This is a genomic window from Pseudomonas sp. GQ91, from assembly GCF_059758795.1.
This window is the reverse complement of record NZ_JCAXED010000001.1, coordinates 269869-282600: the sequence shown is the minus strand read 5'-3', so window position 1 is coordinate 282600 and position 12732 is coordinate 269869. Positions and strand designations below refer to the sequence as shown.

General features: G+C 57.1%; 10 protein-coding genes. 8 read left to right on the top strand and 2 right to left on the bottom strand.

Annotated features, from left to right (window positions below; translation table 11 throughout):
- The first annotated feature begins 9 nt into the window (after positions 1-9).
- Entirely contained in the window at positions 10-1581 is a 1572-nt protein-coding gene (locus AC6CIA_RS01120; RefSeq protein WP_498310238.1) for an MFS transporter, read from the top strand.
- Positions 1582-1654: 73 nt separating this feature from the next.
- Positions 1655-1909, top strand: coding sequence for a hypothetical protein (locus tag AC6CIA_RS01115; RefSeq protein WP_498310237.1), 255 nt, complete (start codon positions 1655-1657; stop codon positions 1907-1909).
- 396 nt (positions 1910-2305) lie between these two features.
- On the opposite strand, the gene AC6CIA_RS01110 is transcribed toward AC6CIA_RS01115, so the two are convergent.
- Entirely contained in the window at positions 2306-3037 is a 732-nt protein-coding gene (locus AC6CIA_RS01110; RefSeq protein WP_498310236.1) for a hypothetical protein, read from the bottom strand.
- A gap of 178 nt (positions 3038-3215) precedes the next feature.
- On the opposite strand from AC6CIA_RS01110, the gene AC6CIA_RS01105 reads away from it, so the two are divergent.
- A complete protein-coding gene (locus AC6CIA_RS01105; protein WP_498310235.1) occupies positions 3216-4388 on the top strand; it encodes a hypothetical protein in 1173 nt (390 codons plus the stop codon).
- Between the two features lie 199 nt (positions 4389-4587).
- Positions 4588-4857: a hypothetical protein gene (locus AC6CIA_RS01100; protein WP_498310234.1), complete on the top strand. Its 270-nt coding sequence runs from the start codon at positions 4588-4590 to the stop codon at positions 4855-4857.
- Positions 4858-5248: 391 nt separating this feature from the next.
- On the opposite strand, the gene AC6CIA_RS01095 is transcribed toward AC6CIA_RS01100, so the two are convergent.
- Entirely contained in the window at positions 5249-6163 is a 915-nt protein-coding gene (locus tag AC6CIA_RS01095) for a LysR family transcriptional regulator (protein ID WP_498310233.1), read from the bottom strand.
- A 247-nt stretch (positions 6164-6410) separates the two neighbouring features.
- Between AC6CIA_RS01095 and AC6CIA_RS01090 the strand changes: the two genes are divergently transcribed.
- The 4 genes from AC6CIA_RS01090 (at position 6411) to pgm (ending at position 12729) form a co-directional block, all read left to right on the top strand.
- Positions 6411-7433 carry a zinc-dependent alcohol dehydrogenase family protein gene (locus AC6CIA_RS01090; protein WP_498310232.1) on the top strand — a complete coding sequence of 341 codons (1023 nt, stop codon included), beginning with the start codon at positions 6411-6413 and terminating at the stop codon, positions 7431-7433.
- Positions 7434-8137: 704 nt separating this feature from the next.
- Positions 8138-9535 (top strand): hypothetical protein, encoded by a 1398-nt coding sequence (locus AC6CIA_RS01085; protein ID WP_498310418.1) that lies wholly within the window; start codon positions 8138-8140, stop codon positions 9533-9535.
- A gap of 27 nt (positions 9536-9562) precedes the next feature.
- The gene (locus tag AC6CIA_RS01080) at positions 9563-10945 is read left to right on the top strand and encodes an aminotransferase-like domain-containing protein (protein WP_498310231.1); all 1383 of its coding nucleotides are present in this window, start codon (positions 9563-9565) and stop codon (positions 10943-10945) included.
- A gap of 137 nt (positions 10946-11082) precedes the next feature.
- Positions 11083-12729 carry a phosphoglucomutase (alpha-D-glucose-1,6-bisphosphate-dependent) gene (gene pgm / locus AC6CIA_RS01075; protein WP_498310230.1) on the top strand — a complete coding sequence of 549 codons (1647 nt, stop codon included), beginning with the start codon at positions 11083-11085 and terminating at the stop codon, positions 12727-12729.
- Positions 12730-12732: the final 3 nt, after the last annotated feature.

Here is a 12732-nt window from a genome sequence, read left to right as displayed (position 1 = left end):
GAGGCCACTTTGACAGCACTTGGCGATTCATCTTCCATTCCAGAAAGTCGTCAGACACGCGGTGATTCGGTCGAAAGACGCGCGGGGGCCCGTGAGTGGATCGGGCTGGCACTGCTTGCGCTGCCGACCATCCTGCTCGGGCTTGATCTGACGCTGCTGCACCTGGCGTTGCCCGCGCTGTCAGTGGATCTGCGCGCGACCAGTGCGCAGGCGCTCTGGATCGTCGATGCCTATGGCTTCATGATTGCCGGCTTTCTTATCACGATGGGAACGCTGGGGGATCGCATCGGGCGGCGCAAGCTGCTCATGGTCGGCGCGGCCGCTTTCGGGGTTGCCTCCGTGATGGCGGCCTATTCGACCAGTGCCACCATGCTGATTGCGGCGCGTGCCGTGCTGGGTGTGGCGGGCGCGACGCTGATGCCATCAACGCTGGCGCTGATCAGCAACATGTTTATCCATCCCCACCAGAGGGCCTTGGCCATCGGGGTGTGGGCGACCATGTTTGCACTGGGCATGGCGGCCGGCCCAGTGGTAGGCGGCATCTTGCTGGAGCATTACTGGTGGGGAGCAGCATTTCTCGTGGCGCTGCCGGTCGTCGTGCTTTTGCTGGTTGCCGCGCCGTTTCTCCTGCCGGAGTACCGCGCTCCGCAACAAGGGCGGCTGGATCTGTCCAGTGTTGCGCTGTCGCTGCTTGCCTTGCTGCCGATCGTCTATGGCATCAAGCAACTGGCTAAGGATGGGTTAGTGGCCAATGCCACACTGGCTATCGTGGCTGGGCTGGCCTTCATGCTTCTGTTCATCCGACGGCAACGCCGATTGAGCAGTCCATTGATCGACCTCGGTCTGTTCTCCAGCCGGGCATTCAGCGTCGCCTTGGTGGTACTCCTGGTTGGCCTGATCGGTGTCGGTGGGACGATGCTACTGGTGAACCAGTACCTGCAACTGGTGGTGGGGTTGTCACCTTTGGCGGCAGGGCTGTGGATGGGGCCTCCGGCACTCGCCATGCTGGTGGCAGGAATTACGGCACCACTGCTTGCAAGGAGAATTCAGCCGGGCTATGTGATTGCAGGCGCGCTGGGACTATCCGTAGCGGGCTACCTGATGTTGACCCAACTCGATCACACGCCTCACGGAATTGCATTGGTGACTGCATCATTCTCGCTGGTGTATCTCGGCTTGGGCACCATTGCCGCGCTGGGAACGGATCTGGTGGTGGGCACCGCGCCAGCCGAAAAAGCAGGAGCAGCCTCGGCCATATCGGAGACGGTGCAGGAGCTTGGCCTGGCTGTGGGCATCGCCACGCTGGGCAGCCTCACGACCACTATCTATCGCACCAGAATGACCGATCAAGTCGGCGCCTTCATAGCTCAGGACATTCAACGCGCAATATCGGACAGTCTTGCCGGTGCCAAAACGGTGTCGCAGGAACTGCCTGCTGGCGTACTGGAACAGGCGCAAGCCGCGTTCATGATGGGCTTCCACGCGGCGGCGGTAACCAGCGCTATCTGCATCGCCGTCCTGGCTGCGCTGGCAGCGGTCACGTTGCGACATATCGGCGTAGACGGGGCACTGACGAAGTGAATTCCTGATGTCGCATGCCTGTTGGTTCTGACCTCTGTAATAGAGGGGAAATCGGGGGCGGACCACGATATTGATGCTTCTCACCGTCCGCTTCTGGCCGAAAGCTGTCAGTCGTAGCTGCTACATGACCTTGCGTGGGATTCCAGAGGTTGCACATGGGTCAGATAAAATCAGTAACCTGGGTCAAAATCGCATCAGCGCCAACAGGCCGTCCGAGCTCGTGATGGTCAACGGGGTTTTCAGTGCCAAATTCTCGCCCGTCGAAGAGCTGTTGCCGAACGTCACGCCGGAGCGAAAGGCCGCCTACTTTTCCGCAGCTGGTGAATGACGCTTGGAGCTTCACTTTGCGGCGTTGCGGTCACGATTTCATCGTTGCTTTTGAGATGCTCCAACATGGTGAGTAACCCACGCTTCGATCCGCATTTGGTTGTGGACGGGGTTTTCCTGGTATGTGTCGTCGGGTGAGCAGAGGTTGATCGGTTATCGCTGTGCAACGGCTCCCAGGATTAGGTGGTCGCAGCCTGCCGGTTGGTACAGCCAGAACGCGAGGCTGGAACCCTGACTGTCAGCCTGCCGTTGTCAGATGGTAGGCCAGGTTCGATACCCCCCATGAACTGGCATGCTGTTGATAGCTCCCCTTGGCCACGCACCAGCGTCTGAGCATGTGAAGCCAATTGACAGCAGCTTGGGCGACGCTTCCCCGATTGACCTCCATGGTTCTCGATCAAACTCGATACCTCAGTTCATGGTTGCTGAGAAAGCAAGTCAGCAGATCTTGTAGCGCCATGGATTCCTCTTCAGTTAGTTCGAACGGATCGCTGTCTTCGATGTAGTAGGTGTAACGCTCGTAGCGATAGTCCTGCATCTTGCTTCCCACAAGCTTTCCTTTCTGAAAATGTACTTTGCCACGGCTAGATAGATGAAGCTCACTGAGTAGGTTGCCGATGTCCTGCGCATCGAGGATGTAGAGGGTCTCATCTATCTTGAAGTGAAGGTGAGTGCCTTTCCAGTGCATGCCCGAGAATCTGTCCCGCGATGCGCTGCTCACCAATCCGAACGGTCGGAGCATCGTGTTTACGTTACGAAAGCGCTCGTAAAGCTCGGGCAACTCAGGCAAGTCCGAAAGGTTGGAGAGGTCGGAGTGAACGATTTTGTTCCGCATGGTGTTGAGCTTTTCCGCTCGGTCTAAAAACTCAGGCCAGAGTTCAGGTCTTTCTGGGTACATGTCGAATTTGGGCAGCTCGTTCTTGATCAATGACGCAAGGCTTTGACGCTTGGGCCATTTGCCGGTTTTTCGCTCGATGTAGCCCTTGACCATTTTCTCGAACTCAAGGGCTTCGTAGCGAATATCATCTACCGAAGGCCCCAAACTGCCCGGCAGATCCTTGTAATCTGTACCCGGCATATATAGGGGTATCACAGCGGGGGTTTTCTTTCGTCGGAACCCGTTAAACATACACGGCAAGCCTTGAAGTGGGGACGGGGTGATTATAGTGAGCGCGGTTCTGGGTACAGGACATCCATTTGAGTTCTTACCAAAGTAAGCCATGGCTATTCCGATGAAAGCCTCGTTGTGCACCAAGCTTCGAGAGACAGTAAACTCCGGGTCTGACGGGAAGACTAGAGGCATCACATTGTCCATCGAGAATTCAGCTGCAGAACCCATAGCGGTACCCGAGTGTGGCGATCCAGAGGCTAAGCCGTTCGCACTGAATGAACGTAACCGTCGGCTGATACTGGACGCGCAAAAAAAATACCGTCGCCGCAAGCGTCTAGAGCGGCGGATCGAATTTAGCTGGCTCTCTTGGCTTTTCGACGAGTTCCCAAGTGATGAAATGTACAGGCCTCCACTTGGGGAGCGACGCAACACGCGTCAAGAAATGGCGTATCACCGCTTCAGGCAGATGATGAGCTGGTCGTTCTGGTCTGGCATCAAATCGTCCACCGGCATCAAGCTCGCAGCGGTCGCAGGCTTGGTAGCTGGTTTTCTACAAGCCGCGCCATTACTGAAAGGGGCCGAGGTTGCTGTCGGGCCCTTCGGCTGGTTGCTGGTCAGCGGTAGTTTCTATGTGCTCGCTGTGCTCTGGTTCGAGTGGAGGTGCCCCGTTCTGCTTAAGCGAACTCTTGCAGGGAAACAGGAGTACCTGGGAATTGAAGGTCGACGCTGGCTGCTCGCGCTAGTCGAAGATGAATTGCGAAGATGGTGGGGCATCAAAACTTATGACCTTAAGGCGGGGAGGGCCCAGGGAAGTGCTGATACCTACCAGGTTGCTCTCGGAATCGTTCAGTACGGGAACGTTCCCGCTTACGGCGGTTTCTACGATTTCGCAGCAGCTCGGATCGAACACGCCCTTGATGAATATGCCCAACTGACGTCTACCATTATTTGGCGAGACGAGGGGCGGCCAGAGGAGTTGCACAGGTTCTCACCAAGTTACCGCCTATCCCCATTGAATATGCCTCTGCGTAGCCTGTATTTGTCGATCATCGATGAGAGCACGGTGAAGACAGCCAAGGTTGGAAAGGAGGGGGATTTGGCGATCCGCTGGTTCGACACGCCTTTGACCTTCATCACAGAGCTGTCGACCCATCGAAACCTGACCGTATCAGCCTATACCGAAGGCTTGGTCTATCTTTTTCGCACCGACTCATCGGCGCTGACGTTCACTCGAATTGTCGCCCAGTGGCAGAACTCCATGCGCCCTTTGAGCCGACTCGTCCTACTCGGCCTGTTTTCAGCCGGTGGGGCATGTTTTCTGTGGTTTGTCCTCCAGCAACTGAAGATACTCGCGCCGATCTTGCTTTGACGCGCACCGCTCGTCTCTTTGTCCAGCAGGCGAATTCGAGCACATGCTAGATAAATGGTGCCACAGCAGCCCAATAGGGGCGCTGCGGTCTGCTGTCTTATTACAGGAGCAGCTTCATTGCAGTTAGCAGAATGCTAATGGTGACGGAGAACCTGCAAGAACAGCTATCAGGATGTCCTAGACCCTTTTGAGGTCGAGGATGGGGGGGCGTCTTGAACTGGTCAGCTACCAGGTTATTCCCGGTGAGGGTCTTGATTCCGCGATTCAGGCGCGGGTGCTCGCTACCATTACACGCCTGAAACTGAACGACCATGATTGCCCGAAGGTCCGTGAAGAGTACGCAACAGCATTTTTCGATGGCGACATCAAATTGGACTATTTGCGGCGGCGCGCGCCGTTTTTGGCACAGGAAATTGAAGGGCAGGGTGCGGTTGACCCCATGGAGAGACACGAGGAGTTGGGGGCTTAATCACGTCGACGGACGCTTCTTTTCGGTACCAGACGAACCGTATCTTTTTTCCCTTTGGAGTTCAGACATGCTGCTTTCTAAGGGGCTTGAGGTCGACAGACAAATTACCGGTTAGCTGCCCCAGAATATCTTCGCGCGATTTGGTGTTGCTGTGCCAAAGCGACCAGAGCGTTGACTGCTTTCCGGGTGCGCTGGAGTGCGACTCAGGTGGCGCTTAACTACGTCGGGGGGGGAGGTCTTGTTGTGGCGTGAGACTGGGTGCATCCTTTTCAAACCATCCAAAGCATGCCCTCAAATATGCCCCCAATGTAGCAATCCACTGGAAGTGAATGGCGCTCCATGGTTTGTGGAAAGCCAGAAATGATCAGCTAAACAGCCTGCCCGACAACGCCTAAAGACTCTCAGGATCGCCGAAAAACATCTGAATCCGCGACCGCAACCAACGTTCCCCTGGATCATTGTCCTGGGAGCCACGCCACGCCATATGCAGCTCAAAAGTGCGCACCGGCAAGGGTGGGTCTTCGGCGCGCAGGCCGCCGGCGGCGGTCAGGGCTTCGGCGGTGTAGTCCGGGACGGTGGCGAGGATGTCGGTGCCTGCCAGCAGTGTCCCCAGTCCATTGAACTGCGGGACGGCCAGTACTACATGGCGTTTGCGGTCGAGCTTTTCCAGTTCTTCATCGATGAATCCGCTCAGGTCGCCGGCAAACGAGACCAGCGCGTGGGGGCGGGCGCAAAAGTCGTCCAGGCTCAGGGCGCCGGGCACGCTGTCGGCACGCAGCAGTTTGGGCAAGCTGCGACGCAGGACTTTGCGCTTGGCGTTGGCCGGCAGGTCGGTGGTGTAGCTGACGCCGATGGATATTTCCCCGGAGGCCAGCAGGCTGGGCATCAGGATGTAGTTGACGCGACGTATGACTAGCACGATGCCCGGCGCTTCGGCGCGCAAGCGTTTGAGCAACTGGGGCAGCAGGGCGAATTCCACATCGTCGGAAAGGCCGATGCGAAACACCGCGGTGCTGGTGGCCGGGTCGAACTCGGCGGCACGGCTGACCGCCGTGGAAATCGAGTCCAGGGCCGGCGAGAGCAGGGCGAAGATTTCCACCGCCCGCGCGGAAGGCTCCATGCTGCGTCCGGTGCGCACGAACAATGGGTCATCGAACAGCCCGCGCAGGCGTGACAGCGCGGCGCTGATGGCCGGTTGGCCGAGGAACAATTTCTCGGCGGCGCGGGTCACACTGCGTTCATGCATCAAGGTTTCGAATACGATCAGCAGATTGAGGTCGACACGTCGCAGGTCGTTACGGTTCATCTTGTGTCCCAGGCGGCGTCAGCAAACTTGACGAGAGTGGCCCCATAAGAACGATGGCCAGCATGAATCTTACGGGGAAAGACTGGTACTCTGCACAGGATTATTCAATTTTCCTACGTGGCCTGAGGTGTTTTCCGAAGGTGCGAATCAATGACAGACATGTCGACTATTAATGGTGACCGGTGGTCTTGCCCGGAAAGCCCAGATAGAGTTCAGGGTAATAGAGGTTATTTTGGCGAGGTTTGCGATGTCCCGCACGATTCGTTTTCACAAGTTTGGTCCGGCCGAGGTGCTCAAATGCGAAGAGCATGAAGCCACGCTGCCTGCACCGGGCGAAGTGCAGGTGCGTGTCGAAGCGATTGGCATCAGCTGGTATGACATTTTATGGCGCCAGAACCTGGCGTCGTCTCACGCTCGCTTGCCGTCCGGCCTTGGCCATGAGATGGCCGGGGTGGTGGTCGCCCTTGGCGATGGCGTGGATGACTTGGCGGTGGGCGATAAAGTGGCCAGTTTTCCGGCCGAGAGCCCCAACGATTACCCGGTGTATGGCGAACAGATCGTCCTGCCCCGTTCGGCCCTGACCCGATACCCTGACGTGTTGAGTCCGATCGAGGCCAGCGTGCACTACACGCCGTTGTTGATTGCCTATTTTGCGTACATGGACCTGGCGCGGGTCAAACCAGGACAATTCGCCCTGGTGACTGACGCCAGCCACTGCGCCGGCCCTTCCTTCGTGCAACTGGGCAAGGCCTTGGGTGTCAGGGTGATTGCCGCAACCAAGGACAGCGCGGAGCGTGAGTACCTGTTGTCCCTCGGGGCGGAAAAGGTCATCGTCACCGAAGAGCAGGACCTGCTGATGCAAATCAACAAGTTCACTGACAATCGCGGCGTTGACGTGGTGTTTGACGGTTTGGGTGGCCCGCAGATGTCGCTGTTGGGAGATGTCCTGGCGCCGCGTGGCAGCCTGGTGCTTTACGGTCTGCAGGGCGGTAACCAAACCCCGTTCCCGGCGTGTGCGGCGTTCCAGAAGAACATTCAGTTCTTTGTGCACTGCATCGGCAACTTCACCGGCAAACCGGAGCTGGGCATCATCCAGGACCAGGTGGCGTTGCAGCGAGCCTTGCGTGATATCAACCAGTTGACCGCCGACCGTGTGCTGGTGCCGCTGAAAACCACAGTGTTTCCGTTCAGCCAGTTCGTTGAAGCCCATCGGTATATGGACGAATGCCCATGCCGTGAGCGGGTTGCGTTGCAGATCGAGCTGGCTTGATCTGTAGGAGTGTTCGCAAACGGGTATGTTTCCTGAACTGCCCATGTGGCAAATACGCCATTTAGAAGGACTCTATCTACTTGGGCGCCGAGATATTATCTCGGCGCTCACCTCTCCCAACGTGCTCTTGACGCCGCCGTCGCCCTGAATTTCGGGCGGCGGCGTTTTGCATGGGTGCAAGTTTTGGCCGGTGGTTAACTATCTGCACTGGTTTTTGCACGGCCTCTGTATCTTTTAATCATTATTCAAGTACTGATAATTACCCGATCGCTTTCCTCTCAGGTGCGGAGCAATGATGGGGGAGACGTGTGCCCACCCATAAATCAACTGCAACTAGCGAGTACCTGCAAAAGTCGATACCGAGGAATATTTCGTTGGGCGCTTCGGGAGCCGAACGTGATCTTTTATCTTTGGTTTTATATGTGTCGGAACGTTCTTTGTTTTCTGAATTAAGAGTAAGTAGGACGCTGTAGGAGTATTCCTAGGGTTGCGAGAGATGGCTGGAAGGCTACAGGATAGGCACCTTTATCCTCGTTTCGTTGAAGCCATCGTCGGACATTCTAACTATCGTCTTGTTAAGCGGTGCTTACATTTGGGGATTTATCTGTGCCGCAAAAAGACCTCACCTCTGTATACGCAATAAGTCCGCTAATCGTACAGGTACGTTTAGCGGAAACGGATCGTCAATCTCAGGTAGTAAGACTATGAGCGCTATTCACGAACAAGCCATGAACTATGTCTATCAACAAGTTTTGCAGCGGTTACTGGGAAAATTTTCCAGGGCAGAACGGACAGCGCTTCAACTATTGGTTCAGCGGGTGATTGTTGCGGCAGGCGGTATTGATCAAATAGGCGACTATAAAGTATTGATCGCCCATGGGGGCGGCAAAGGAAGTAGCTGCGCCCTGGCTTTTCTTAGAGCTGCTCAGTTGACCATCGCCGGCCGTGCACCGAAGAGTTTCCAACTGCGAGTCGCGACCTTGCGTCATGCCGGCATGACACAAACCACCCTGGACAACATTCAGCGTGGTTACAGTGCGTTGTTTTTTCATGATGACCCCAGGGTCGAATTGCTGATGGTGGAAAATCAGGAGGTGCTGCCATTCAATCACTTGCGCCTGGTGTCCACTGCGGGCCAGTACGCCAGTCGACGCAACATGCTGATGATCGGTCATGTGACTGGCGGGGATATTCGCGCCAGCCTGCACAATGACGGCTATTTATCTCTTGGGGATTTCTACCGGCGCATCATCTCCTGGAAGGGCGGGGTGCATGCCTTGCTCAGCGGCGATCCCTCGCGCAAGCAAAATCGCTACCTGGCGTGGCTGACGAAAACCACCAGGGCGGCGAAGAGCAGGGAGCGAGCCCGCCGGCCATTGACGCTTAACGCGTTATTCACCGACATGGACGAGCGGAGTACGATGTATTACCGCGATATTTACGGTGATCATTGCGCGTTGGCGCACGATTCCTCATCCAAGCATGATCATCGCCCCCTGGCCTATATCGGTGTAGCTGATCTGCTGGCTGAAACCAACACTGATTTTACCTGGTTGCTAAACGACTTCATGGGGCACCGGCTTGATGAATTTGCCTTTCAATTCAGCAATCCCGCCTACGCCAACCCGCTCTTGATGGCGCACGTGCACGGTCTGCAAGCCGAGGTGTTGTTGGCGCTGGACTACTATCAGGGAGCCACGGGTTTTGTTCAGCGGGCTACGGCTTTCATGCGTCGCCAACAGATCCCTGAACTGTTGCGGGCCCAGGCCGGAACCCGGGAGGGGCGAATGCTGGCGGCTACTTATGCCCGAGAGTTCTTCAGCCTGGAAGAAAACCAGTTGGTGTGCATGTTGTTTTCACCCTTTGTTCAGCAAGGGCAAAAACTCGAAGCTTTCTTGCGCCGTTGCCATCCCGGCATGTTGGTGGCGTTGCCCGAGGTGCATAAAGTACTTCAGGGCAAGTCTTGTGCAGAGTTGATCCAGCATTGGCTTGTCGATACCAGCGGTTTGCCTCTGGAGCTTTTGCAACATATCTATCGTACCCAACCGGCGGCCAGCGCGTCGTGTCCTCCTGGCGACCCACCCCTGGGGCAAGGGCGCTAAGGGATTGCTGCTCAGACATAAACGCTCATGAGGTCTGGCAAGCAGGCAGATTTTGCCTATCAGGCGGTCTATCGCTACATGATCAATCTGATCAACGAGGTCAGTCCTGATGCACGGATCAAGTTGCCTTCCCTGCGGCATTTGGCAGAGCGTTTGAATGTATCGATTTCGACCATTCAATACGCTTACTCGTTGTTGGAAAAGGAGGGCAGGGTCTACTCGGTGGCCAAGTCGGGTTACTACGCCTTGCCTGCCTCCACAAATGCGCCGTGGAACACCGCTGGTGATTTGCTGGAGCGTCTCTATGCCGGTACCAGAAGGCCCGGGATGCGGGTGCTCAGCGCCGATGAGCCGGCGCTGCTGCTGTCGCTGGATGCAGCCTTGTTGCAACTGGAGCGCGAAGTGGTGCGCCAATATCCACGTCAACTGGAACCTTATTTCCAGCCGTGCGGTATCTGGGAGTTGCGTGCGGCGCTTGCGGCACGTTACACCCAGTCACCGACGCGCTACTGGCAGGCGGATGACGTTTATATCGGTGCCGACCTGCGCGGCGTTCTGGAAATCCTGATTGAAGCGCTTGGTCTCAAGGGCGCAGGCGTACTGGTGGAGTCACCCTGTGACTGGATCATTCTGCGCTTGTTGCAAGACGCTGGCGTGCGCGTGATCGAGGCGCCCTGTAATGAGAGCGGCAGCCTGGACCTGATGCGCCTGGAGCACCTGTTGCATACCGAAACGGTGCAACTGGCATTGCTCTCGTCGACGGCCAGCTTGCCACCGCAAGAACGCGTGCACGCAGCGCGGTTGCTGGAGCGCTATGGCTGTTGGGTACTGGAAAATGATATCCACGGCGAACTGGAGTACGAACCATCCACCTGCCATCTGCGGGATTTGGTGAACCCCGGTCGGTTACTGGTGTTTTCCACCTTCGAGAAAATCATTGGGCCAGAGGCGCCTTACGGATATTTGCTATCGCGCCACTTGAGCGCTGCTTTGCAGCGCCAGTTCGTGTTGCGGGCGTTTCGTTTATCGTCGATTCGCCAGCGCGCCATTGCCCGGCTCTATCAAAACGGTCGTTTTGACCAGCACCTGCAGGCATTGCGCGGATTGCTCAAGATGCATGCGACGTCAATGAATGCGCACTTGAGGCAGCACTTGGGCGCCCGTGTGAGCTATCGCATGCCACAGGCCGGGGCCACCTTTTGGCTGCGCTCCACACAGGCTGTCGATATGCGCCGGGTATTCCAGCACATGCTGGCCCAACAGGTGGTGATTGCCCCGGGAGAGTTGTTCAGTGTCAGCGGACTCTACCAGCAACACCTGCGGTTGAGTCATACCTTCAGTGGGCATATTCCCCTTGATCAGGTGATGGAAGCGCTGGCTCAAGCGCTCAGGCACGGGCAGATCGGCTGAACCGAGTTGTATAGGATTTATCGCAACTTATTGCGGAATAGATAACATCTAGTTGTGGGATATATAACATCGCGCCGTGGTCGAACTCTCAGTAAACTGCATTTCTTTTACGAATCCTTCTTTTCAGAGGTTTTTGCATGACTCTCAGTCCTTTTGCGGGCAAACCGGCGCCAGCTCAGTTGTTGGTGGACATCCCGCGACTGGTGACGGCCTATTACACCGGCCAGCCTGATGCAGCGATCTCCACCCAGCGTGTGGCCTTTGGTACTTCCGGGCACCGTGGCAGCTCCTTTGACTTGAGTTTCAATGAATGGCACGTGTTGGCAATCAGCCAGGCCATTTGCCTGTACCGTGAGGCCCAAGGCATCAATGGCCCGCTGTTCGTTGGCCTGGACACCCACGCGCTGTCGACCCCGGCGGGCGCCAGTGCCCTGGAAGTACTGGCTGCCAACGGGGTTCACGTGATGCTCGCGCAGGGCGACGAATACACCCCGACACCGGCAATTTCCCACGCCATCATTTGCTACAACCGTGGGCGTACCAGCGGTCTGGCGGACGGTATTGTGATTACCCCGTCGCACAACCCGCCCCAGAGTGGCGGGTATAAGTACAACCCGCCAAACGGTGGCCCGGCGGACACGCATGTCACCAAATGGATCGAAGCCAAGGCCAACGAGCTGCTTGCCGCGAGACTCGCGGGGGTCAAGCGCATGACCCACGCACAGGCGTTGAAAGCCGACACCACTCATCGCCATGACTACCTCAACAGTTATGTCGCGGACCTGATCAACGTCATCGACATGGACGTCATTCGCGGCGCGGATCTGCGTCTGGGCGTTGATCCGCTGGGCGGAGCGGGGGTGCGCTATTGGTCGGCGATTGCCGAGCATTACCGTCTTAATCTGGAAGTGGTGAACACCGAGGTCGACGCGACCTTCCGCTTCATGAGTGTCGACTGGGACGGGCAGATTCGCATGGACCCTTCGTCCAGTCATGCCATGCAAGGCCTGATCGGACTCAAAGAACGTTTCGACGTCGCGTTTGCCTGCGACCCGGACCATGATCGCCACGGCATTGTCACGCCATCCGGTGGGTTGTTGGCGCCGAACAACTACCTGGCGGTGTGCATCGATTACCTGTTTCAGAATCGGCCTGATTGGCGCACCGATGCCGCCGTGGGTAAAACCGTGGTCAGCAGTGGCCTGATCGATCGGGTCGCTGCCCGTATCGGCCGCAGACTTTACGAAGTACCGGTGGGCTTCAAGTGGTTTGCCGACGGGCTGTTCGACGGTTCCCTGGGTTTTGGTGGCGAAGAAAGTGCCGGCGCCTCGTTCCTGCGCAAGGACGGCAGCGTCTGGAGTACCGACAAGGATGGCTTGATCCCGGCGCTGCTGGCTGCGGAAATGACCTCGCGCAAAGGCCAGGATCCGAGCCAGATCTATCGCGGGCTGACGGATGCCCTGGGCGAGCCGTTTGCCATCCGCGTCGATGCCAAGGCCACGCCTGCGCAGAAGGCCTTGCTGGGCAAGCTGGCGCCGGAGCAGGTCACCTCCACGCAATTGGCCGGGGAGCGTATTCAGCAGATCCTCAGCCACGCACCGGGTAACGATCAAGCGATAGGCGGGCTGAAGGTCATGACCGAAAATGGCTGGTTTGCCGCGCGACCCTCGGGCACCGAAGACATCTACAAGATCTATGCCGAGAGCTTTATCGGCGAGGATCACCTCAAGCGTCTGGTGGAAGAAGCTCAAGTGCTGGTGGATGGCGCAATCGCCGCTGAATAACTC

Bases quoted from the DNA above. Each gene is read 5' to 3' on its own strand.
- AC6CIA_RS01115 (WP_498310237.1), top strand. From the start codon at position 1,655: ATGCTTCTCACCGTCCGCTTCTGGCCGAAAGCTGTCAGTCGTAGCTGC.
- AC6CIA_RS01110 (WP_498310236.1), bottom strand. From the start codon at position 3,037: ATGTTTAACGGGTTCCGACGAAAGAAAACCCCCGCTGTGATACCCCTA.
- AC6CIA_RS01100 (WP_498310234.1), top strand. From the start codon at position 4,588: ATGGGGGGGCGTCTTGAACTGGTCAGCTACCAGGTTATTCCCGGTGAG.
- AC6CIA_RS01095 (WP_498310233.1), bottom strand. From the start codon at position 6,163: ATGAACCGTAACGACCTGCGACGTGTCGACCTCAATCTGCTGATCGTA.
- AC6CIA_RS01090 (WP_498310232.1), top strand. From the start codon at position 6,411: ATGTCCCGCACGATTCGTTTTCACAAGTTTGGTCCGGCCGAGGTGCTC.
- AC6CIA_RS01085 (WP_498310418.1), top strand. From the start codon at position 8,138: ATGAGCGCTATTCACGAACAAGCCATGAACTATGTCTATCAACAAGTT.
- AC6CIA_RS01080 (WP_498310231.1), top strand. From the start codon at position 9,563: ATGAGGTCTGGCAAGCAGGCAGATTTTGCCTATCAGGCGGTCTATCGC.
- pgm (WP_498310230.1), top strand. From the start codon at position 11,083: ATGACTCTCAGTCCTTTTGCGGGCAAACCGGCGCCAGCTCAGTTGTTG.